The 22,911-nt window shown below is 60.7% G+C and carries 21 protein-coding genes; 17 read left to right on the top strand and 4 right to left on the bottom strand.

Annotated features, from left to right (window positions below; genetic code table 11):
- Positions 1-4 precede the first annotated feature (4 nt).
- The 6 genes from I5L03_RS09305 to I5L03_RS09280 all read left to right on the top strand — a co-directional run bounded on the left by I5L03_RS09305 (position 5) and on the right by I5L03_RS09280 (position 6,417).
- Positions 5-817, top strand: a complete 813-nt coding sequence (locus tag I5L03_RS09305) for a 4-(cytidine 5'-diphospho)-2-C-methyl-D-erythritol kinase (RefSeq protein WP_197921458.1) — start codon at positions 5-7, stop codon at positions 815-817.
- Positions 814-1,542 (top strand): N-formylglutamate amidohydrolase, encoded by a 729-nt coding sequence (locus tag I5L03_RS09300; protein ID WP_197921457.1) that lies wholly within the window; start codon positions 814-816, stop codon positions 1,540-1,542. Before I5L03_RS09305 ends, I5L03_RS09300 begins: the two co-directional genes overlap by 4 nt.
- 96 nt (positions 1,543-1,638) lie before the next feature.
- The gene (gene ilvD / locus I5L03_RS09295) at positions 1,639-3,501 is read left to right on the top strand and encodes a dihydroxy-acid dehydratase (protein ID WP_197921456.1); all 1,863 of its coding nucleotides are present in this window, start codon (positions 1,639-1,641) and stop codon (positions 3,499-3,501) included.
- On the top strand, positions 3,498-3,827 hold the full coding sequence (locus tag I5L03_RS09290; RefSeq protein WP_197921455.1) for a hypothetical protein: 330 nt from the start codon (positions 3,498-3,500) through the stop codon (positions 3,825-3,827). The genes ilvD and I5L03_RS09290 overlap by 4 nt, the downstream gene beginning before the upstream one ends.
- Positions 3,828-3,829: 2 nt before the next feature.
- Positions 3,830-5,224 carry an NAD(P)H-hydrate dehydratase gene (locus I5L03_RS09285; protein ID WP_197921454.1) on the top strand — a complete coding sequence of 465 codons (1,395 nt, stop codon included), beginning with the start codon at positions 3,830-3,832 and terminating at the stop codon, positions 5,222-5,224.
- A complete protein-coding gene (locus I5L03_RS09280) occupies positions 5,221-6,417 on the top strand; it encodes a class I SAM-dependent RNA methyltransferase (protein ID WP_197921453.1) in 1,197 nt (398 codons plus the stop codon). Before I5L03_RS09285 ends, I5L03_RS09280 begins: the two co-directional genes overlap by 4 nt.
- Here the strand turns inward: I5L03_RS09280 and I5L03_RS09275 are convergent.
- From I5L03_RS09275 to I5L03_RS09260, 4 genes are read right to left on the bottom strand one after another with little or no spacing between them, the layout of a single operon-like run.
- On the bottom strand, positions 6,414-7,196 hold the full coding sequence (locus I5L03_RS09275; protein WP_197921452.1) for a hydrolase 1, exosortase A system-associated: 783 nt from the start codon (positions 7,194-7,196) through the stop codon (positions 6,414-6,416). The two genes, I5L03_RS09280 and I5L03_RS09275, sit on opposite strands and share 4 nt — an antisense overlap.
- Positions 7,193-7,837, bottom strand: a complete 645-nt coding sequence (locus I5L03_RS09270) for an alpha/beta hydrolase family protein (protein WP_197921451.1) — start codon at positions 7,835-7,837, stop codon at positions 7,193-7,195. Before I5L03_RS09270 ends, I5L03_RS09275 begins: the two co-directional genes overlap by 4 nt.
- A gap of 11 nt (positions 7,838-7,848) precedes the next feature.
- A complete protein-coding gene (locus I5L03_RS09265; RefSeq protein ID WP_197921450.1) occupies positions 7,849-8,178 on the bottom strand; it encodes an acyl carrier protein in 330 nt (109 codons plus the stop codon).
- Positions 8,179-8,190: 12 nt separating this feature from the next.
- Positions 8,191-8,871 (bottom strand): GNAT family N-acetyltransferase, encoded by a 681-nt coding sequence (locus I5L03_RS09260; RefSeq protein ID WP_197921449.1) that lies wholly within the window; start codon positions 8,869-8,871, stop codon positions 8,191-8,193.
- A gap of 331 nt (positions 8,872-9,202) precedes the next feature.
- Between I5L03_RS09260 and I5L03_RS09255 the strand changes: the two genes are divergently transcribed.
- From I5L03_RS09255 to xrtA, 11 genes are all read left to right on the top strand, one after another.
- Entirely contained in the window at positions 9,203-10,705 is a 1,503-nt protein-coding gene (locus tag I5L03_RS09255) for an acyl-CoA ligase (AMP-forming), exosortase A system-associated (protein WP_197921448.1), read from the top strand.
- Positions 10,702-11,928: a pyridoxal-dependent decarboxylase, exosortase A system-associated gene (locus I5L03_RS09250; protein WP_197921447.1), complete on the top strand. Its 1,227-nt coding sequence runs from the start codon at positions 10,702-10,704 to the stop codon at positions 11,926-11,928. Before I5L03_RS09255 ends, I5L03_RS09250 begins: the two co-directional genes overlap by 4 nt.
- Before the next feature lie 197 nt (positions 11,929-12,125).
- On the top strand, positions 12,126-12,770 hold the full coding sequence (locus tag I5L03_RS09245; protein WP_197921446.1) for an XrtA/PEP-CTERM system exopolysaccharide export protein: 645 nt from the start codon (positions 12,126-12,128) through the stop codon (positions 12,768-12,770).
- A 13-nt stretch (positions 12,771-12,783) separates the two neighbouring features.
- Complete coding sequence (locus tag I5L03_RS09240) at positions 12,784-14,301, top strand: XrtA system polysaccharide chain length determinant (RefSeq protein WP_197921445.1); 1,518 nt, start codon at positions 12,784-12,786, stop codon at positions 14,299-14,301.
- Positions 14,302-14,311: 10 nt separating this feature from the next.
- The gene (locus I5L03_RS09235; protein ID WP_197921444.1) at positions 14,312-15,322 is read left to right on the top strand and encodes an AAA family ATPase; all 1,011 of its coding nucleotides are present in this window, start codon (positions 14,312-14,314) and stop codon (positions 15,320-15,322) included.
- A complete protein-coding gene (locus I5L03_RS09230) occupies positions 15,322-16,959 on the top strand; it encodes a preprotein translocase subunit YajC (RefSeq protein ID WP_197921443.1) in 1,638 nt (545 codons plus the stop codon). Before I5L03_RS09235 ends, I5L03_RS09230 begins: the two co-directional genes overlap by 1 nt.
- Positions 16,960-16,982: 23 nt before the next feature.
- Positions 16,983-18,137 (top strand): XrtA/PEP-CTERM system-associated ATPase, encoded by a 1,155-nt coding sequence (locus tag I5L03_RS09225; protein ID WP_197921442.1) that lies wholly within the window; start codon positions 16,983-16,985, stop codon positions 18,135-18,137.
- A 13-nt stretch (positions 18,138-18,150) separates the two neighbouring features.
- The gene (locus I5L03_RS09220; protein WP_325100147.1) at positions 18,151-19,071 is read left to right on the top strand and encodes an XrtA system polysaccharide deacetylase; all 921 of its coding nucleotides are present in this window, start codon (positions 18,151-18,153) and stop codon (positions 19,069-19,071) included.
- The gene (locus I5L03_RS09215; protein WP_197921441.1) at positions 19,068-20,126 is read left to right on the top strand and encodes a FemAB family XrtA/PEP-CTERM system-associated protein; all 1,059 of its coding nucleotides are present in this window, start codon (positions 19,068-19,070) and stop codon (positions 20,124-20,126) included. The genes I5L03_RS09220 and I5L03_RS09215 overlap by 4 nt, the downstream gene beginning before the upstream one ends.
- Positions 20,123-21,355, top strand: coding sequence for a TIGR03087 family PEP-CTERM/XrtA system glycosyltransferase (locus I5L03_RS09210; RefSeq protein ID WP_325100146.1), 1,233 nt, complete (start codon positions 20,123-20,125; stop codon positions 21,353-21,355). Before I5L03_RS09215 ends, I5L03_RS09210 begins: the two co-directional genes overlap by 4 nt.
- Complete coding sequence (xrtA, locus tag I5L03_RS09205; RefSeq protein WP_197921439.1) at positions 21,345-22,901, top strand: exosortase A; 1,557 nt, start codon at positions 21,345-21,347, stop codon at positions 22,899-22,901. Before I5L03_RS09210 ends, xrtA begins: the two co-directional genes overlap by 11 nt.
- The last annotated feature ends 10 nt before the right edge of the window (positions 22,902-22,911 follow it).

The following is a 22,911-nucleotide window of genomic DNA, read 5'->3' as shown; positions in this document are numbered from 1 at the left end:
CGCCTTGCGGCTCCAAGAAACTGCCTACGCCAAGATCAACCTCGCGCTGCACGTCCGCAAGCGGCGCGAGGATGGCTATCATGAGTTGGAGACGCTGTTCGCCTTTGTCGATGCGGGGGACACGCTGGTGGCGACATCCGCCGAAGCCGACGTTGTTACGACGGTGGGCGAGTTTGGCGGCGTATTGGACAATCCCTTCGATAATATCGTTGCGAAGGCGCTCAACGCTCTGCCGCGTCCCGATGGACTCGCCATTACTCTAGAGAAGAACCTGCCGGTGGCTGCGGGTCTTGGTGGAGGCTCTGCTGATGCTGGGGCTGTCTTTCGCATTATCCGCGAGGCTTACGGCCTCCCCGATGAATGGCATGAGCGGGCAGCAAAGCTTGGCGCAGACGTACCCGCTTGTGTGGAAAGTGTCACCTGCATCGGGCGAGGGACGGGGACTGAACTGGAGCCGATCGATACTGATCTTGGCGGCACTCCGGTGCTGCTCGTCAATCCGCGCGAACCGCTTGCCACAGCACCTGTGTTCGCCGGATGGAATGGCGATGATGATGGTCCATTACCCGAAGGCTCTGCGCGGGACATCATGATGCACGGCACGAACGGCTTGGAACGATCGGCGATCGATTTGTGTTCACCCATAGCAGACGTTCTTGAGCGATTGCGTGCGACGGATCCCATACTGGCGCGCATGTCCGGGTCTGGTGCGACATGTTTTGCGTTGTTCAACTCCCTGGAAGATCGTGACATGACCAGTGATCGCATTGGCCAAACACGCCCCGATTGGTGGCAGATGAAAGGAAAACTTCGATGAGCGATCCCGTGTTCCGCTTTATTGGCGAGGCGACCCGAGGGGGCATCGTCGCAGTATGCGATCACGCATCGAACCGGGTGCCCGACGGGATTGAGCTTGGCGTATCAGCCGGGACGCTGGAAAAGCACATCGCCTACGACATCGGCGCTGCGGGCGTAGCGGAGCGCCTGGCGCGCCGCCATGGCATTGCAGCGATGCTTTCCGATGTCAGCCGCCTCGCGATCGATCACCACCGCGAAGCGGACTCGGACGGGCTGATCCCGACCACCAGCGACGGTATCCTCATCCCTGGCAATATCGGGGCCGACCGCGAAAAGCGCCTCGACGATTATCACCGCCCCTATCACAAGGCGATGGAGACCTGGCTTGAGCAGATCAATCCGGGCTTGATCCTCTCGATCCACAGCTTCACTCCGAAGCTGGAAAGCAAACCTGATGAGGAACGCCCGTGGGAAATCGGGCTGCTTTACAACAATGACGACAGCGCCGCGCTCCACGCGATCCGTCTGTTTGGAGAGCTTGGCGTGACGGTCGGAGACAATGAGCCCTATTCAGGCAAGGAATTGAACGCGACGATGAACCGCCATGCGGAAGCACTGGGTCGGCCCTATTGCGCAATCGAAATTCGCAACGACCTGATTACGCAGGAACGCGGGCAGGCGCGCTGGGCGGCGATCATTGCCGACGTTGCAGGCCGGGTGAAGCTGGCGCTCGAAAGCGCCTAAATCTCGCTTCGCACCCGAAAAGCTTTTCCTCTTGGGGATTGGGCACTGCATCCGTTACGTTAGGGTCTTCGAAGCCCGACGGAGCTAAGACGCCTTATGCCCGCTTACCGATCCCGAACTACGACGCACGGCCGCAACATGGCGGGCGCGCGCGGCCTATGGCGCGCCACGGGAATGAAGGACGGCGACTTCGGCAAGCCGATCATCGCGGTCGTCAATTCCTTTACACAGTTTGTGCCTGGCCATGTGCACCTCAAAGACCTCGGCCAGCTTGTCGCGCGCCAGATCGAGGAAGCGGGCGGGGTAGCGAAAGAATTCAACACGATCGCTGTCGATGACGGAATCGCCATGGGGCATGACGGCATGCTCTATTCGCTGCCGAGCCGCGACCTGATCGCCGATAGTGTCGAATATATGGTCAACGCCCATTGCGCCGATGCGATGGTGTGCATTTCCAATTGCGACAAGATCACGCCCGGCATGCTGATGGCAGCGATGCGCCTGAACGTGCCGTGCGTTTTCGTCAGCGGTGGCCCGATGGAGGCTGGCAAGGTCGTGGTGAAGGGCAAGGAAGTCGCACTCGATCTGGTCGATGCGATGGTCGCCGCAGCGGACGAGAGCTATTCTGATGAGGAAGTGGCGGAGATCGAGCGCTCCGCCTGCCCGACCTGCGGCTCGTGCAGCGGAATGTTTACCGCCAATTCGATGAACTGCCTGACCGAAGCGCTCGGCCTCTCGCTCCCCGGCAATGGTTCGCAGCTGGCGACCCATTCGGACCGGCAGAGCCTGTTTGAGCGCGCCGGCCGCCTCGTCGTCGCTCTGGCCAAACGCTATTACGAAGAGGACGACGCCAGTGTGCTCCCGCGCTCCATCGCTACCTTCGAAGCATTCGAAAATGCGATGAGCCTCGATATCGCCATGGGTGGATCGACCAACACCGTGCTGCATTTGCTGGCGGCCGCGCATGAGGCTGGTGTCGATTTTACCATGCAAGATATCGACCGTCTAAGCCGCACAGTGCCGTGCCTCTCCAAAGTCGCACCGGCCAAGTCCGACGTTCACATGGAGGATGTTCACCGTGCAGGCGGAATCATGGCGATCCTCGGTGAGCTGGACAGGGCGGGCTTGCTGCACACGGCGCTGCCAACTGTGCACTCTCCTACGATGGGGGACGCGCTCGATGATTGGGACATCATCCGCAACGCCAATCCCGTGGTCCACGATTTTTATAAGGCAGCACCGGGCGGCGTGCCGACTCAAACGGCTTTCAGCCAGTCGCGCCGATGGGATGCGCTCGATCTTGACCGCGAGAACGGCGTGATCCGCTCCGCCGATCACGCCTTCAGCAAGGATGGCGGGCTGGCGGTCCTCTACGGCAACATCGCCGGCGATGGCTGTATCGTGAAAACGGCGGGGGTCGATGAGAGCATTCTGACCTTCTCCGGCCCTGCCAAGGTCTACGAAAGCCAGGATGCGGCTGTAGACGCTATCCTTGCAGATGAAGTGGTGGCCGGTGACGTGGTGGTGATCCGCTACGAGGGGCCCAAGGGCGGGCCGGGGATGCAGGAAATGCTCTATCCCACCAGCTATCTAAAATCGAAGGGCCTCGGTGCCGAGTGCGCATTGCTGACCGATGGACGCTTCTCCGGCGGCACATCGGGCTTGTCAATCGGCCACGCTTCGCCAGAGGCAGGCGAGGGGGGAGCTATCGCTCTGGTGGAGCCGGGCGACCGGATAGAAATCGACATTCCCAACCGCACGATCAATCTCGCGATTGGGGACGATGAATTGGCCGTGCGTCGTGAAGCGATGGAGGCGAAGGGCGAAGATGCATGGCAGCCCGCAGAGGAGCGCCCGCGCCGTGTCACGCCGGCTTTACAAGCCTATGCCGCAATGACGACAAGCGCTGCGAAAGGCGCCATTCGCGATGTTTCGCAAGTGACCGGGCGACGTAAATGATCCGCTTCGCTCTCGCCTGCGCTACGTTTCTTCTGGCCGGGTGCTCCGAAACTGAAGACCAGTCCGCAGGGACTCCGGTTGCTTGTGCCATCGGCGGCGCGCCAAATTTCGCTGACGACTGCACAATGGAGCGCGCGGATCGTGAGGGCGAGCGGCTTGTTATCGTGCGCCATCCGGACGGCGTGTTCCGCCGTTTCGAAATCGGTGTGCCAGAACGCGGCTTGATCACAGCAGACGGGGTAGAGCAGGCCGCGGTCGAACGCCGCGATGGCTTTGTCGAGGTGCGTGTTGGTGCCGATCGCTATCGCCTGCCGATTTCGGACTGACTGTGCGCGCGCCTGAGCAAATTCTCACCGCTGAGCAGATGCAGGCCGCTGAACAGCGCCTGATCGATGGCGGGGAGACGGTCGAAAGTCTGATGGAAACGGCCGGAGCAGGGGCGGCTGCGTACGTTTATCGCGCTTGCGGCACCCGTTCTGTCACCGTGCTCTGCGGCCCCGGCAACAATGGCGGGGACGGCTATGTCATTGCGCGCCATCTGCAAGCACGAGGGGTGGAGGTGCAGGTAGTCGCGCCGCTCGATCCAGCGACCGATGTTGCGAAAGCTGCCCGGGTAGCCTGGGGCGGGACTCCCGTCGAGACAGCGAGTGAAGCGGTCTTTGTCGATTGCTTGTTCGGAACGGGTCTGGGTCGCCCGCTAGACGATGATCTCCTCGGCCTTCTACATAAGTTGGCAGAAGCCCATGATTACCGGATCGCCGTCGATCTGCCGAGCGGGGTCGATAGCGACAGCGGCGAATTGTTGAATGACGCTCTGCCCCAGTATGATTGCACCATCGCGCTTGGCGCGTGGAAGTTCTCGCATTGGCTGATGCCAGCGATGGATCTTATGGGAACACGCAAGCTGGTCGATATTGGCGTTGGGCCTGTGTCGTCTGCCGCGCACTTGTCGCGAGCGCCCAAACTGACCGCGCCGCCGCGCGATGCGCATAAATACAGCCGCGGCCTCTTATGCGTGATCGCAGGGGACATGCCCGGCGCATCCGTGCTGGCTGCGAGCGCTGCGCGCCATGGCGGAGCGGGCTATGTCAAAATCCTTGCGGCCGAGGAATCCCAATATTTCACTGCACCCCACGATGTCGTGATCGAGCGGGGATCGCTTTATGACCTCGTCAGCGACCGCCGGATCGATGCCTTTCTTGTCGGACCTGGTCTTGGCCTCAGCGATCAGGCTCGAGCACGCCTCGATTGGGTGCTCGCCTGCGACATCCCGACGGTATGCGATGCCGATGCGCTGACGCTGTTGGAGCCCAGCATGATCGAAGGGCGCGATTGTCCGATCATCGCCACGCCCCACGCGGGCGAGCTTGACCGGCTTGCCAACGCTTTCGAAGCTACCGGCATGGACCGCGTGGAGATGATCAGCGAGCTGGCGGAAGATATCGAAGGCGTGCTCGTGGCCAAGGGGCCGGACACACTGATAGGTTCGGCAGGTTCAGCCCCCGTCATAATGCCGCCCGCGCCAAGTTGGCTCAGCACGGCGGGTACTGGCGATATTCTGGCAGGACTGATTGCCAGCAGATTGGCGACCGGTGCGTCATCGCGAAAGGCGGCTGAGCAGGGATGCTGGCTGCATGGCGAAGCGGCGAGGATAGCAGGGCCAGCTTTCAGCGCAGAGCAGCTTGTTGAAGCGGTTCCTGCTGCTTACAGCGCCTTTCTGTGAGTGAATATCAGACAATCGAGCGCATCGCCGCACTGGGCGATGGCGTAACCGCAGATGGCCTGCACGTCCCGCTGACCGCACCCGGAGACCGTGTCTTCTCCGACGGACGCGTAGAACGCGGCGAGCACTACGTTGAACCAATATGCCGGCATTTTGCTAAATGCGGCGGCTGCCAGCTGCAGCATTGCGATGAAGGTGCGCTCGCGCAATTCGTGGCCGAGCGGGTGACATTCGCCGCCCATTCGCGCGGTCTCGATCCGATGCATGTCGCGTCGCCCGCAATGTCTCCGCCACACAGTCGCCGCCGTGCAAGCTTGCGGGCGATAAACGGCGGCGGGAGGCCGCTGATTGGCTTCAATGAGGCGGGTTCGCACCACGTCATAGACCTGCGCGAATGCCACGTGCTGGAGCCTCGTCTATTCGCTCTGCTTGAACCGCTACGCCGCTATTTCGCGCGTCTGAAAGGCAAATATGCGATCACGATTGAGCTGACGCTGGTCGATCAGGGCGTGGATTGCGGTATCGGGAATTTTACCCCCGAAGGACTGGAGCAGACCGAAGAACTGCTCGATTTCTGCCGCGATCATGGCCTGTCGCGGCTGACGCTGGATCATGGCTATGGTGCCGAAAGCTTTTGGGAGCCGGAACCGGTGACCGTCACACTCGGCGGGCATCCGGTGGCTTTCCCGCCCGGTGCCTTCCTTCAGGCGACCCGGCACGGCGAGGATACGCTGGTGTCAGCTGCGCTGGAATGGTTGGATCCGTGCGAGCATGTGGCTGATCTGTTCTCCGGCCTCGGCACTTTCGCATTGGCGCTTGCTGGAAAGCGAAAGGTGTTGGCGGCGGAGGCTGACAGGGCCGCGACGCTCGCTTGCCGCACAACCGCCAATCTTGCGCGACTCCCTCTAGAATGCGCGCATCGCGATCTTTTCCGCAATCCCTTGCAGGCGACCGAATTAGCACAGTTCGACGGTGTCCTGCTCGATCCGCCGCGTGCAGGCGCGCGCACGCAGATCGAGCAAATCGCAAAAAGCGATGTCTCCCGCGTCGTCTACATTAGCTGCAATCCATCGAGCTGGGCGCGCGATTGCGAGATGCTGAAAGAGGCTGGCTTTACGCTCTCCGAATTGCGCCCTGTTGGCCAATTCCGCTGGTCGACCCATGTCGAACTGGCGAGCCTGTTTACGCGCTAGCCCAGTAGAATTCCGAGTATCTGCTCGTCCAGCCATTCGCGAGCGTGGTCTTCGACATAGGCATGGCTGGCCCCCTCGCAACGTCTGACAGGTGCCTCGTCTTCGGCCCATGCTGAGGCAAAGGCCCGACCGGTCCGATCATTATCCGCTGCCAGGAAGGTATGTGGCACAGCACTGTCTCGCATCGCCCGCTGCATCTGCGTGAGCAATTCGCTGGGACCTTCTGATCGGCTCAAGGCAGCCTTTATCCCCGACTTCAACGACGCGGCATTTACCTTGCCGGTGAACAGACGCAGAACCTGCTTCGGATCGCGGAGACGTTGCGCATAGCGCGCTCTGATCGCATCCGGCGGGGGCGGGGCGGCGTCATCGGCTTCATCCTCGAATATCCAAGGGTTGGATAAGATCAGATGGTCGAAACCTTCTCCGCCCATCAGCATCAATGCACTGGCAGCATCGCAATTGCCGAAAGCGACGATCCGGGTGAGGGAGGGGCACTGTCGGCGAAATTCGCCCTGCGCCGCGCGAATGTCCTCGGCACTGCCGCGAAAGCCAGAGTTTTGGCCTTCACTGTCACCGATACCGCGCCGATCAAATCGCATCACTGCGAAACCAAGCTCGGCCAGTCGCGCTGCCAATGCCGCCTGTCCACCAAAAGCGCCGCTGCGAATTTCATTCCCGCCGCTGACGATCAAAAGTCCGACCGCTGCGTCTTCCCCATCGATCGTCCCGACCAATTGTTCGCCCTGGCATTGGAAAGTGACGTGACGGCGGCTCATGACATGAGGTCTTCGATACGGGCCGCAAGAGCTTTGCTCTGATCAGGATCGTGGTCTGGTTCCGCACGCAGCCACAGCGGGGCACCACCGATCTCCGACTGCGCAATAGTGGTGGAATTAACTTCTGACACAAAGAAACCTTGCATCTGGCGAACCATATCTGCGCTGAGATGGTAGCCGGCGAGAGTGATGCCCTCGTGCTCGGCCTCAGCAAGCAACTCCTCGCGAGACACTTCGCGCTCGGCTTCCCGCTCGCTCAGCACTCGCGCCCGGATCATGCTGCGCAGTTGGCTGGCAGGCGAATGCGGCGCGTAGAGGAGGCACGGCAGGGCGGCGGTGACGCATGCTGCCCCTGCGCGGACGGCCAGAATGTGCGTTGCTGAGAATGCCTTGCAAGATTGTTCTACTGCCCCGATCCAGCCGTGAAGCGTCTGCTCCGGAAGCGGCTCAGGGCTCTCATTCGTCCCCGGCAGATCAATCAAAGCGCTGTCGATCCCGGCAGTATTAAGCGCGCGCATAGTCTCCATTATCATGTGGCGCAGCTTGTTGGCTTCATCGAATAGCGGCGGAACAATCAGCAGGCGTTTGCCGCGATCATTGTCGAAACGCACGAAATAGGCATCTGAGGGCCAGGTGCCCACCAGCATATGGCTTAACTGTCCCGGCTCGCCTGCGCGGCCTTCTCGCTGCGTTTGGCAACGAGAAAATCGAGCAACCCGCCAAATGTGCCGAGCATATCGCCATCGACCTCATCATCTTCGATCAGGATGTCGAGGCGATCTTCCAGCTCGGTCAGGAGGCCAGCCACCGCCATGGAGTCCAGTTCCGGCAGATCCCCGAACAGACCGGAATCCTCGTCCAGCTCGCTCACGCGTTCGTCCGAAAGACCCAGAACGTCCTGCAGCACCTGACGCAGAGCCAGCTCGGTTTCGACCGGGAGTTCGCCAGCTTCATCGGCCGGCATGGGAAGATTGCTCGCCATAGTGATTTCGCCCTAGCCAGCGCTTTTGCGCCTGACAAGCTTGCGGAGGATGGCTTTTGCGATGTGCGGCCAGTTGCGCGGTGAGCTTCGCCGATAACAGGTAAGCCGCCAGCGAAGGCGCTTCTGCTCCATCCAGTCGCGCTTGTAAGGATCGTCGCCCGTGCCGAAATCGACCTGCGTTACGCCATCAACGTCAATTACATGCTGGAAGAGAGCGGTGGTGAGGGTGGTGCCCGGTGACAGTGCCTTCGCGTCCTTCCGGTGTGCCAGTTTGTGAATGTAGGCAGTGCTGCCGTCTACGGTCCAGAACTGCGCCGCGATTGCTTTGCCGTCATGCCGGGCGAGCGCGAAGCGATAGCGACCAGCGACGCTTTCCTGCTCGGCAAAGGCGCGCAATACCTCAGGCGCGCCTTCTTCGGGCTTCCAGCTATCGGCGTAGATGTCTTCATAGGCCTCCCACTCACGCGCGTGGAAGCGGGTGGAGAGCGTGACATCGACTTTCTTGGCTTTGCGTTTCAGCGTTGTGCGTAATTGGCCGGGGCGATCGGCGAGAAACGCCGTGTAGTCACGTCCGCGCAGATCGAGGTAATGGTTCACATCGCACGGCTTTCGAGAAACGAACCATCCGGCTTGGCGGAAGGCCCGGTCACAAGCCGTTGCGTGGCCGGTTTCGTCCGCCAATTTATCGAGCACGATGCGGTCGGTGCGCCGAGAGATTTCGTTTGCTAAGGCTTCGAGCATTGGCTGTGACGGCGGCGTTGAAGTGCTGAGGGGCGCGCACGTGAAGGCGTACCAGTTACTGAGTGTTTGGAGTCCACGGTCCGTTCTGCGAAGCGGCAGGGCCACTGCGTCATCGCCACCCTGAGCCAGAGCAAACAGCGCATTTTCAGCATTGCTTTCAAGCAAGCGAAACCACTCAAGACGTGCAAAAGGGCCATCTGCGAGCCAATCAAACTCTTGCAGATCATTAACCGTGTCGTGATAGCTGACTGCCGTCACCGAAACTGTTTTCCCTTGAGGTCCAATGTCCACCACGCCCGATCCCGTGCCCAAGCCGCTCGATTACCTTACCGAATGCGGTAAGGATGGCGACCCGGCACTGGTCATGCGCGGCGAAACGCTTAGCTGGAAGGACTTAAGAACCCGTGTTGGCCGGATGGCGGCGTGGCTCGCGGAGCAGATTCCGGAAAAGGGCGCGCGGGTCGCGACCTGGGATTCGAAGGGGGAACTGACGTGCCTGATGCCGCTCGCTGCAGCGCGGGCGGGGCTGGTCCACGTGCCGATCAATCCGCTGCTGAAGCGCGCGCAGGTTAAGCATATTCTCGAGGACAGCGGGGCGAGCCTTCTGATCGCGAACAAGGCGCGGTTCGCTTCACTGGAGGATGGCGATGTGCCGGTGGGCTGTCGTATCTTTGAAGAGCGGGCGATGCTCGCTGAGGTTGCGGAGCAGGGCGATGCACTAGCGCTTTCGGAGGCTGATCCTGGTGAACTGACGGCGGTTCTCTACACCAGTGGTTCCACCGGAAGGCCCAAGGGGGTGATGCTGAGCCACGCGAACCTGTGGCTCGGCGCGGTGAGTGTCGCGCATTATCTCGGCATGGCAGCCGATGATGTCACGCTCGCCGTGCTGCCACTCAGCTTCGATTACGGACAGAACCAGCTGTTTTCGACATGGTATGCTGGCGGAAGCGTCGTTCCGCTCGATTATCTGACGCCGCGAGATGTAATCAAAGCGTGCGCCAAGCATTCCATTACGACGCTGGCCGCAGTTCCGCCTTTGTGGGTGCAACTGACTGAGCAGGAGTGGCCTGCCGAAGCCGTTCAACCGATGCGCCGCATGACGAACAGTGGCGGCGCGTTGACGGAAGACCTGGTACGAGAGCTGCGGCAGATTTTCCCCGACGCGCGGCTTTTCCCGATGTATGGGCTGACGGAGGCGTTTCGCTCGACTTACCTCGATCCCGACTTGGTCGATGAGCAACCGACGTCGATGGGGCAGGCCATCCCCTTCGCAGAGATTCTTGTGGTCGATGAGGATGGCGAAATCGCTTCCGAAGGCGAGTTGGTCCATTGCGGCCCGCTTGTGGCGCAAGGATATTGGCAGGATGCCGAACGGACGGCACAGCGCTTCAAGCCTGCTCCGGCGGCTTCGAAATATGGCGGCAAAGCTGTGTGGTCGGGCGACAATGTCCGGCGCGCGGAGGACGGCCTGCTTTATTTCGTTGGCCGCGACGACGCGATGATAAAAAGCCAAGGCAATCGCATCAGTCCGCAGGAAATCGAAGACGCCGCCCGCGCGACCGGTCTCGCTGAGGAAGCCGTCGCTTTTGGCATTGCCGATGAGCGGCAAGGCCATGCCATCCACCTTGTGGTTCGGGGCGAGGGTGATGAGGATGCGTTGCGCGCTGCCCTTCGCCGCGAATTGCCCAATTTCATGCAGCCGGCGGTTGTGCGCTGGGTCGATGCCATGCCACTCAATCCCAATGGCAAAATCGATCGCACAAAATTGAAGAGAGAGGCGGCATGAAGCCGACAGGACCTATTCCGCCCTATTTCGAGGCGAGGGACGGCGAGCTGGCGATCGGCGGGCTGACGGCGAGTGCGCTTGTAAAGAAGGCCGGGGATACACCGCTGTTCGTTTACTCAAAAGATGCGATTGTCGCGCGAATGGGTGAGTTGCGCGAGGCGCTCCCTGAGAAGGTTCGCATTCATTATGCAATGAAAGCAAATCCTTACGGACCACTTCTGGAAATGATGGCAGATCTGGTGGATGGTCTCGATATCGCATCCGGCGGTGAATTGGCGCAGGCGCGGAATGCTGGGTATTTACCGCGCGAAATCAGCTTTGCAGGGCCTGGCAAGCGCGACGATGAATTGCTCACCGCAATCCGGGCTGGTGTCATCATCAATCTCGAATCCGAAAACGAAGCGCGGCGCGCTCTCGACATTGGCCGCACGCTTGACGTCGCACCGCGTCTGGCGATCCGGGTTAACCCGGAATTCGAACTGCGCGGTTCCGGTATGAAAATGGGCGGTGGGGCCAAGCCGTTCGGCGTGGATGCGGATCGGGTTCCGGCGCTTGCTCGCGAATTGGTTGAGAGCGGCGCAAATTGGCGCGGGTTTCACATCTATAGCGGCAGTCAGTCGCTCGATGCCGAAGCTATCGTCGAGAGTCAGGCGAATGTCATTGCCCTGTCGTCGCAGCTGGCGAAGGACGCGGGCGTCGATGTTCCGCATCTCAACATGGGTGGCGGATTCGGCATCCCGTATTTCGACAAGGACAGTCGGCTCGATCTGACAATTATTGGAGATGGGCTGGCGGAGCAGCTTGTCAATCTACCTTCAAACCTAGCCGAAACGGACTTCGCGCTAGAGCTTGGGCGATACCTCGTCGGTGAAGCGGGAGTCTATCTGACTCGCATTGTCGATCGCAAGGTGAGCCACGGCACCACCTATCTCATCACCGATGGCGGCTTGCATCACCAGCTTGCTGCATCAGGAAATTTCGGCACGGTCGTCCGACGTAATTACCCGATAGCCGTCGCGAACCGCTGGGACGAGGACGCAGCCGAGACGGTCAATGTCGTCGGGTGCCTATGCACCCCGCTCGATCGATTGGGCGACCAGGTCCTCCTGCCAATGGCTGAAATCGGCGATTTGATAGCTGTTTTCTGTGCTGGTGCATATGGTGCAAGCGCGAGCCCCGCCGAATTCTTGGGGCAGGGGCCAGCCCTCGAAAGGCTGGTGTAAGCGCACCTTCCGGCATCGTCCCGTTCCGGGACACCACTTCAGAAAACCCACGAAACCTGCGGTTTGGGACCGCAAGGCTAACGTAATGTTCACCCTTTTTCGCGAGAAGGCATCGCGTATGCACAAGGGCGTAATGCGTGCGTTGGCAGTGAAGGCCGCGTCAGCTGATCGTCCGACATTCTCGAAGGACGCATTTGATGCGCACCAAAAATCTGGCTCAAACACTCTTAGCCTCCGCTGGCTTCGCCATCGTGCTTGGAGGCTGCGGCGGCGGCGCGACGGGCCCAAGCCTGGAGCCCGCACGCTTTGTCTCCATGCAAGAAGGCCCGGGCGAGGAATATGTCATCGGCCCGCTCGACAAGCTGACGATCCACGTCTGGCGCAATGACGAGCTAGGCGCCGAAGTGCAGGTGCGGCCCGACGGCCGTATTACCACGCCACTGATTGCTGACATGCCTGCAGTGGGCAAAACGCCCACCATGCTAGCCGAAGACATTCGACTGCAGCTCTCGCAATATATCGAAGAGCCGCTGGTGACCGTGATCGTGAATGAATTTGCCGGTACGTTCAGCCAGCAAGTTCGCATTGTCGGCGCGACGGCGGAGCCGGCCTCCATTCCTTACCGCGCAAATATGACGCTGCTTGATGCGATGATCTCGGTCGGTGGCCTTAGCGAGTACGCTGCGGGTAATCGCGCGCGCTTGATCCGTTTCGACCGTGAAAGCGGCGAGCAGCGCGAATACAATCTGCGTCTGTCCGACCTGCTTCGTCGCGGCGAAAGCGATGCCAATGTCATGCTGATGCCGGGCGATGTGATCATCATTCCCGAAAGCATGTTCTGAGGGGGCGGGGCGGTTGAACCAGCTTCTCGAAGAATTGCGCGCCGGACTCTGGGCAGTCTGGAATCGTCGCTGGCTCGCCTTGGGCATTGCCTGGGGCATCTGCCTGCTCGGGTGGCTGGCGATCGCGCTGATCCCGAATACCTACGAATCCGAAACGCGCATCTTCGTGCAATTGGATGACGTGCTGGCTGAGCAGATCGGCATCGGCGCCAATGCGCGAGAGCGGGACATCGATCGAATCCGCCAGACACTGGTCAGCTCGGTTAACCTGGAGACGGTGGTGCGCTCTACTTCCATCGGCGATACCGTCACCGATGGCACGCAGATGGAAGCCGCCATCGCGCGTTTGGAAGAGGATATCGAAGTCGTCAGCGAAGGCGACAATATCTTTGAAATTTCGGCAGAAAGCGGTCGCAGCGATCTGAGCGATGCGCAGAATGCCGAACTCGCGCAGACCATCGCGCAGCGCATGATCGACATTTTCCGTGAGGAGAACCTGGGCGGTGCGCGTGGCGAGATGGCCAATTCCATCGAATTCCTCAATCAGCAACTGGCAGAGCGCGAACAGGAATTGGCAGCAGCCGAAGAGCGCCGTCTTGCATTCGAGGCCGAATATCCTGACCTCATAGGCGGTGCGCAGGCGATCGCTTCACAGCTCAGCGCTACGCGTGCCGAGCTGCGCAGCGTTGAGGCCGATCTCGCAGCAGCGCAGGCCGCTCTCGCCGGCCTTGAAGGTCAGCTTGCCGGCACGCCGCGCACGATTGTCATGCCGGGATCGAACAGCCCGCAATCCTCACTGGCACAGGCTGAGGCGAACCTTGCTGCGATGCGCGCACGCGGTCTGACCGATGAACATCCCGATGTCGTTGCCGCACAACGCACCGTTGCTGGCCTGCGTGAACAGGCGCAGGCATCCGGCGGCGGTGGCGGCATGCCAAACCCGACTTACACGTCTCTCGTAAGCCAGCGGGTGGAACGTCAGTCGAACGTCATGTCACTGCAATCGCGTGCTGCTGCCCTCCGTGCAGAAATTGCGTCGATCAATGCGAGCCAGGCGCGCGAGCCGGGCGTTGCCGCAGAAGCCCAGCGCATTAGCAGAGATTACGAAGTGCTGCGCACGCAATATGACGAATTGTTGCAGGACCGTGAGGAGCTGCGTCTGCGTGGCCAGGTCGAAAATGAGCGCAGCGCAGTTCAATTCGAAGTCGTCGATCCGCCGACCACGCCGCGCGCGCCTGCTGCGCCGAACCGGCCACTGCTGCTGTTCGGTGTGTTGATCGTGGGCATTGGCGCTGGCGTTGGCACGGCGTTCGCCCTTAGCAAGCTGGGATCGACTTTCGCTACCGCAAGCCAGCTTGAACGGACATTCGGCCTGCCGGTGATCGGCACGATTTCGCACACATTCACCGAAGCCGGGCGCGAATTGCGCCGCAAACGCTTCAAATACTTCGCTGCCGCATCGAGCGGGCTTGGCGTGCTCTTCGTCGTCCTGCTGGGCGTCGAAGTGATTCAGCGCAGCACAATGGCATGAGGATTGAGCGATGACCGAACATAGCAAAATCCCCGAACCACCGAAGTCGCTGTTCGAGCGTGCCGAGAATTTCTTCGGCCTTGGCGGTGATTTCACGCCTGCGCCCGTGCCGAAGAAACTCAAAAAGCCGGTCAATCGCCGGATTGAGAAATCCCGTCCTGAGGCTGCACCGAAAACGGCCCAGCGGCCACCAATGCAGGCTGAGCCCGTGTTTGAGCCGGCAGAGCCGGCACTCGTTGCCGACGAAGTGCCAGAGCCGATCTATGAGGACGTAACATTCTCCGGTGAAATCCACGAAATCGATCGTGAGGCGCTTGCAGCTCATGGACTGATCATACCGGAGGGCCCGGTTACTGCGCTTCTGGAGGAGTTCCGCATCGTCAAGCGGCAGGTCCTGCAATCGGTACGCGATGCTCGGGCCAAGGGATCGACCAAGCGTGCACAGCGCGTGCTCGTTTCCTCGCCCCTGCCAAATGAAGGCAAAAGCTATTGTGCGGCCAATCTTGCCATCGCGCTGGCTGCTGAGAAGGACAGCGAAGTCCTGCTGGTCGATGCCGATTTCGCCAAACCATCCGTTTTGTCGATGTTCGGCCTGCCGCGCGGCCCCGGCTTCATGGATGTGCTGGCGCGCGACGACATGAATGTGGAGGACTGCGTTCTTGCCACAGATATTGACGGACTCATGATCTTGCCTGCGGGCAATCACACCACATCGGACAGCGAATTCTTGTCCAGCGAACGCACCGCTGAAGTGCTTGACCGCCTGACCCGCGCCGCGCCTAAACGAATCATCATTTTCGATAGTCCTCCCGCGCTCGCTGCCTCGCCCGCTGCAGAGCTCGCCGATCATGTGGGGCAGGCCATCATCGTCGCGCGAGCGGACCGTACCGGCCAGACGTCTTTGGAAGACGCACTCACCCTACTGTCAGCCTGTCCGGACCTCAAGCTGATGCTGAACGCAGCCCATTTCAGCCCGAGTGGCCGCCGCTTCGGCGACTATTACGGCAAGGAGCATTTCTGATGCGCACTCTTAACGCGCTGGCCATGTGTCTGGCCACCTTCCCCGTTGCTGCGATGGCGCAGGACCTTGATGAGGGATCCGATGAAGCGCGCTCAACTGAGCGTGGCGTGGAAATCGCGCCATATATCGAGGCTGCTCAAGTGGTCACCGCCGAGCTACAGCCTGGCGACGACTTCGTCACTTTCACCCGCGTTGCGGCGGGCGTCGATGCAGGTTTTGGTGGGCGTTACAGTTCCGGTTCCGTCTCGGTGCGTTATGAACGGCGCTTCGGATGGAGCGATGATGTTTCGGATGCCGATACGATCTCCGGCATAGCGCGAACCTCTTTGGCCGTCGCTGGTCCGAATTTGACGCTGGAGGCAGGCGCGCTTGCCTCGCGCACGCGGCTTGACGGCAATGGAGGGACTTCGATCGGTGCTTTTGGTGCCGACGATGATTTTACGACGCAGGTCTACTCGATTTATGCGGGCCCTGCGGTCCGCACGCAAATCGACCAGGCGGAAGTCACCGGCGCGTATCGCCTCGGCTATACTCGTGCTGAATCGGTCGATGTGCCGCAGCTCACGCCCGATGGCGACACGATTGATGTGTTCGACGAATCCGTCACGCATAATCTCGGTGCGCGCATCGGCTTCGCGCCTGATACGGTGCTTCCCGTCGGGGTAGGTGTAGGCGCCGGGTGGAACCGGCAGGATGTCTCCAATCTCGATCAGCGTATCGATGATGTCTACGTCCGCGGCGACGTGACTGTCCCGGTCTCGCCCAATGTCGCCCTTGTCGGCGGTATCGGATATGAGAATGTCGAAGTCTCAAGCCGTGATGCCTTGCGGGACGCCGATGATAATCCCGTGATCGGACCTGACGGCCGCTTTGTCACCGATACCAGCACGCCGCGCGAAATCGCATATGAGACAGACGGCATCATCTGGGATGTCGGCGTCATGTGGCGCCCAAGCCGCCGTACATCGCTGAGTGCCGGTTTGGGCCGCCGATATGGTTCCATGACCTATTATGGCAACCTCACTTACCAGCCGAATGCGAGCAGCAGCCTGGGCGTGTCGGTCTACGACAATCTCAACAGCTTTGGCGGCCAATTGGTCGGCACGTTGGATGAGCTTGGCACCGAATTCGAAGCATTCCGCAATCCCGTAACGGGCGACCTCGGAGGCTGCGTCATCGGCGTTGAGGGCGATAATTGCGCTCTCGCGCGTCTAGGCTCGCTCCGCTCGGGTGTGTTCCGTAGCCGTGGAGTATCGCTTGGCTATGGCGGTCAGCAGGCGCGTTGGTCTTACAGCATTGGCGCTGGATATGATCGCCGCACTTTCATTGCCGGGGAAGACACAATCCTGGCTGAGACCGATGGCATTGCAGACGAAACATTCTGGATCGCCAGCACGTTAGGACACCGGCTTGATCGCAATTCCGACTTGTCTTTTGGCGCATTCGGCTCGCTGTTCGATAGCGGCGTGGCCGATACCGGGGTCGCCTATGGCTACAGCGTCAATGCTGCTTACAATCGCTCATTCATCGAAGGTCTGACCGGCACCGCCGCCGTCGGCCTTGATGGCATCACTCGTGAAAACCTGCCCGACTTCCAAGGCGCCTCGGCGCTGGTCGGTTTGCGGTATACATTCTGACGAGGTTTAAGGGGAACACTTCAATGTTCGACAATTTTTACGGCCTCACCGGCAAACCTTTCCAGCTGACGCCCGATCCGGAATTTTATTTCCGCTCGATCACGCACCGCAAGGCGCTGTCTTACCTCGGCTATGGCCTGGCGCAGGGTGAAGGTTTTATCGTCATCACTGGTGAAGTGGGCTCAGGTAAATCGACGCTCGTCGCGCATATGCTCGAAAGCCTCGACACCCAGCAGGTGACCGTCGCCCAGATCGTGACAAGCAAGCTGGACGAGGAAGAAATCGTACATGTCGTCGCCGCATCCATGGGCCTCGATATCGAAGGCCATGACAAGGCATCTGCGCTCACTGAAATCGAAGGCTACCTTCACGCAGAGGCGCGCGCAGGTCGTCGCTGTCTCCTGATCGTCGACGAATCGCAGAACCTTTCCGTGCCAGCTCTCGAGGAGCTGCGGATGCTCTCGAACTTCCAGCTCGGCAATCATCCGCTGCTCCAGACCCTGCTTCTCGGTCAGCCAGAGTTCCGCGTTACGCTGCAGAATGATGGCGGGCTCGAGCAGCTGCGCCAGCGTGTCATCGCGGCGCATCACCTCGAACCCATGCAGAAGAGCGAGATCGAACCTTATATCATCCACCGCCTCAAAAAGGTGGGTTGGGATGGTAATCCGGCTTTCGATCAGCGCGTCTATGCCGAATTGTTCGAAGCATCGGGCGGCATACCGCGCCGCGTGAACCAGATCGCCAATCGCCTGCTTTTGCTCGGCGCTGTCGAGGAGCGCTCGCGTATCGATGCGGCCATGCTGCAATCGGTGCTGCAGGAAATGGAGGCGGAGCGCGCCTTCCCCGCCGCCGCGCCTTCTGCGCTGAAGAAGAAAGATCCCGAATTCGAGCCGGTAAAGGCCATGCCCACCACGCCGCGCGTCGATGTGGAGCAATTCGAAGCCGCTCTTGCAGAGCGAGATGCGCAGATTGCGGAATTGCAGCAGGCGATTGTAGAGCTGGCTAATCAGACGGATGAGGCCGCTGCCAATATCCTCAATCCCGAAATCGAAATAATGCGCGAACAGATCGCTCGCATCGAGGCCAAGACTTTCGAGCAGGAACGCTCCATTCGCCAAACGCTGACGATGCTGATCGAATGGATCGAAAGCGAAATGGATTCGAGCAAGGCCGCGTAAGGAGTGCTTCGCGGTGAACGCGATCAATCTCGATACAACGCGCGCTGAAACGGTCATAACCAATGGCCTGTCGGTCGATGTCGAGGATTGGTTCCAGGTCGGCGCGTTCGAGGATGTAATCGAGCGTGATCAGTGGGCGACACTTGACGACCGTGTCGAGCGCAACGTGCACGAAATCCTCGACCTGTTCGATGAAGCGGATGCCAGCGCCACCTTTTTCACGCTGGGCTGGGTGGCCGAACGACAAAAGAGCTTGCTCCGCGAAATCGTGGCGCGTGGTCACGAAATCGCCAGCCATGGCTGGGATCATGAGCGTGTTTTCCGCATGGATCGCAAAACGTTTGCACGCGATATCGAGCGGACCCGCAAGACGATCGAAGATTGCTGCGGTGACCGCGTGATCGGATACCGCGCCCCCAGCTTCTCTATCGATCACCGCACACCCTGGGCTTTCATGGAGCTTGCGGAGCAGGGTTATCTCTATTCGTCCAGCGTCGCCCCTGTTGCGCACGACCATTATGGCTGGGCGGAAGCGCCGCGCTTCGCTTTCAATCCCTTGCCCTGGGATCCGATGGTGGAACTGCCTGTTACAACTGCAGAATTCCGCGGAAAGCGACTGGCAGCAGGTGGCGGAGGGTTCTTCCGTGTGCTGCCCTATGCCTTCAGTCGCTGGGCGATCCGTCAGGTCAATCGCGAGGCGGAAAAGCCGGCGATCTTCTATTTCCACCCGTGGGAAATCGATCCCGGACAGCCGCGTGTTTCAGGTGCACCAATCAAATCGCGGCTTCGCCACTACACCAATCTCCACCGCATGGCGGACAAGCTGCGACAGTTGGTGAAGGAGTTTTCCTGGGGCCGGATCGACGTGATTGCGCACCGCGAGGCCACGCGATTGCAAGCGGAGAGGGCCGCAAAAAGCTCGGTAGCGTTGTGAATGCGCCTTTCGCCATCGATGCGCCCGCGATTCGCGCAGCGGATTTACGTCACCCTGACGAAGTGAAGCGGATTGAAGCGTTCGTTGCGCGGCGAGGAGGCTCGGTCTTCCATCGCCCGCCATGGCTGAGCGCGGTAGAGGCAGGCACTGGCAACCGCGCGCACGGCCTCGTCGCCGAACAGGCGGGTGAGCTGACAGGCTGGTTGCCTCTGACCGAAGTTCATTCACCGATATTCGGCCGCGCTCTTACTTCGAGTGGCTTTGCGGTCGAAGGAGGCATCATCTCCGCCGACCAGCGCGCGATCGTAGCGCTGGGAGGAGCCGCACAGGAACTGGCGGTCCGCCTGAATTGCCCTAGCGTGGAATTGCGCGGCGGAGAGGCCGGCGAAGGCTGGGACATACAGACGGAAAGCCATTGCGGTTTCGTACAGTTGCTCGCCAAGGACGATGAAGCGCAATTGCTGCAAATCCCGCGCAAGCAACGCGCCGAGGTTCGCAAGGGTCTGAGAAACGATCTGAAAGTCACTATCGGCATCGATCGGCGAGACCGCGATGCGCATTATGCAGTCTACGCCGAAAGCGTGCGAAACCTTGGCACACCTGTCTTCCCGCTCTCGCTTTTCGATGCGGTTCTGGACACGCTCGATGCCGATATCCTGACCGTTTGGAGCGACGAGACTCCTGTTGCCAGCGTGCTGTCGCTCTATCACGACGGGGCTGTGCTGCCCTATTGGGGCGGCGGCGTGTGGGCGGCGCGGGCGCTGCGGGCAAATGATCGTATGTATTATGCTCTGATGCTGCACGCGCGCGAACGCGGCTGCGATCGCTTCGATTTTGGGCGCAGCAAGACGAACAGCGGCGCCTATGCGTTCAAGAAAAACTGGGGCTTCGAGCCGGAACCTCTGTCGTACGCGCGCTGGACAGCGCCGGGGTATGAAGCGCGCGATGTCGATCCCAACAGCGCCAGACATCAGTCGCGCATCGCCTTATGGAAGCGACTACCACTTCCCATCGCCAATCGGCTCGGCCCTATTATTGCGAGGGGGCTGGGGTGAGCGGCGACATCCTCTTTCTGGCGCACCGCCTGCCGTTCCCGCCCGATCGCGGTGACAAAATCCGCTCGCATCACATCCTGAAGGCGCTGGCGCAGATCGCGCCCGTGCATGTCGGATGCCTTGCCGAGGATGAGCGTGACTTTGCGCATCAGCATGAATTGATAGAGCTGGCGGCCAGCTTTTGCATGCCGCGCGGATCAAAGTCCCTGCTGCTCGCGGGATGCGAAGCGATTGTGCGACGTGAACCGGTGAGTTTTTCTGCTTTTCGCTCCCCTGACTTGCACGACTGGGTCCGCAAGGCGCTGGAACGCGAAAACATCGGCGCGATCTACGTGTTCTCCGGCCAGATGGCGCAATACGTGCCGGATGATTGGGCGGGCCGCCTGATAGTCGATCTCGTCGATGTCGATTCGGCCAAGTTCGAGGCATACGCGTCCCATGGCCTAGGACCGCGCGCTTTGATCGATGCCCGAGAATGGCGAATGTTGCGGAAGATCGAAGCCGATCTGGCCGCGCGCGCCGATGCCACGTTGCTGGTGAGCGAAGCCGAGGCAGATTTGCTGCGGAGCCGCGTGCCAAGGGGCCGGAACATCCGCGCGCTCTCAAACGGCATCGATTGCAACCACTTCGATCCGGCGAGCGTGACTGCCGAGTCTTTTCTGGCAAGCGACGGCCCGCATTACGTGTTTACCGGTCAGATGGATTACGCGCCCAATATCGATGCGGTCTCGCGCATGACGCAGGCGATCATGCCGCAGATCCGGCGCTTCCTGCCAGACGCCCAATTCCACATTGTGGGCCGCGCGCCGAACCGCGCTGTGCAAGCTCTAAATGGGCAGAACGGCACCAGTGTCGTCGGCGAAGTGCCCGATACCCGTCCTTGGCTGGCAGGCGCTGACGTCGTCGTGGCACCGCTGACTATCGCGCGCGGGGTGCAGAATAAGGTGATCGAAGCCATGGCTATGGCGCGTCCGGTGATTGTCTCGCCCGACGCGGCAACGGGTATCCCGGCGCGCAGCAATCAGCATTTTGTTATTGCCGAGGACGACAGCGCTTTCGTCGCGAAGCTCCTGCGTCTTGCTGAAGAGACTTCCGCAGCCAAGGAACTCGGAACTGCGGCGCGTCAGTTCGTCGTCGATCACATGGGCTGGCCGGCCATGCTCGCCGATTTGCCGAAGCTGATGGGCGTGTCAGCTTCCGAAAAGCAGGCAGAGCGCGATGCCGCTTGATCTTGCCTCTCCGCAGCGTGCCGCGCTGACCGATCGGATTGCGCCGCAATGGCGCGCGCCTCTTGCCTATCTGGCCGTGGCATGGCTCGCCCTCTTCGCCGTCTTTGCGAAAGCATGGTCGGAAATGGCGCTGCAATGGTGGGACAGTTCGACTTACAATCACATCTTGCTGGTGCCGCTCATCCTAGCCTGGCTGGTCTGGCAGCGCGCGCCGGAGCTTGCGAAACTGACGCCACGGCCGTGGTGGCCCGGGCTTGTGGGCTTTGCGGGCGCGCTTTTTATCTGGTTACTTGGCGATATTTCGGGTCTCGCGACAGCGACGCATTTGGGCGCCGTGCTCGCTTTGCAGGCAATCACGGTAGCTCTGATCGGCCCGCGCGTTGCGTGGGCGCTCCTTTTCCCGCTTTGCTACGCCATATTTCTCGTGCCCATTGGGGAGGAACTGGTTCCGGCCCTGCAAATGATCACTGCCGATATCACCATCGCACTGACAGAGGCGAGCGGCATCCCGGCGCGCATCGACGGCGTGTTTATCGATACACCTGCCGGACTGTTCGAAGTCGCGGAAGCGTGCTCAGGCGTGAAATTTCTCATCGCCATGATCGCTCTCGGTACACTCGTGGCGCATGTCTGCTTTGATAGCTGGCTGCGCCGCATCGCCTTTATGGCGGTTGCGATCATCCTGCCGATCATCGCGAATGGAGTGCGGGCATGGGGCACGATTTACATCGCGCAATCGCAGGGCATCAGTTTCGCCGCTGGCTTCGATCACATCTTTTACGGGTGGATTTTCTTCGCTCTGGTGATGGGCGCGCTGCTGGCGATGGGCTGGAAGTTCTTTGATCGCAGCGTGGAAGACCCTTTCATCGACGGATCGGCAATCGCAAACAGCGATGCGTTCAACTGGGTAGAGCAGTTCGTGACCGCGCGGCGCACTGTGGTGGCAGGGGCACTTGCAGTTGCCCTCATTGCATTCGCATGGGCAACGGCAGCGCGCTCGCTAGAAGCGGAGCTTCCCGCTCAGGCGAATTTGGCTGACGTGCCGGGTTGGACGCGTGTGGACACTGCGCAGTCATATCCCTGGCACCCGCGAGCCAGCGGCGCGGATCGCAGGCTGTCTGCCAGCTATACTGACGCTGACGGCCGCGTAGTCGAAGTCGTTCTTGCACTTTATGCAGCGCAGAACGACGGGCGCGAGGCCGGCGGATTTGGAGACGGTGCCTTACCCCCCGATACTGAATGGCGCTGGCTTTCGGCGACCCAATCCGGTGACGGGGTTCAGGGCGACCGCTTGCAGGCGCTCGGCCTGCATCAACGCGTTGCGGAGACGTGGTATCGCAGAGGCGATTGGGTGGGTGGCAGCAAGATTATGCTGAAGCTCAACACCATGCGCGACAAGCTTTTCCTGCAGTCGCGCCCGACCGCGATGTTGATCCTCTCCACCGAGCAGCGCGCTGGCGAGGATGCGGCGCAGACTATCGCGGATTTCCGCTCATCCACCGCTGGCCTCGGCGAATGGATAGACCGCGCAGCGAACGTCGATTAACGACACGCCC

Origin of the sequence: Aurantiacibacter sediminis, assembly GCF_016019885.1 — a bacterium.
Taxonomy (GTDB): Bacteria; Pseudomonadota; Alphaproteobacteria; order Sphingomonadales; family Sphingomonadaceae; genus Alteraurantiacibacter; species Alteraurantiacibacter sediminis.
Note: the sequence above shows the minus strand (reverse complement) of the source record. Positions and strands in the feature narration are given on the sequence as shown.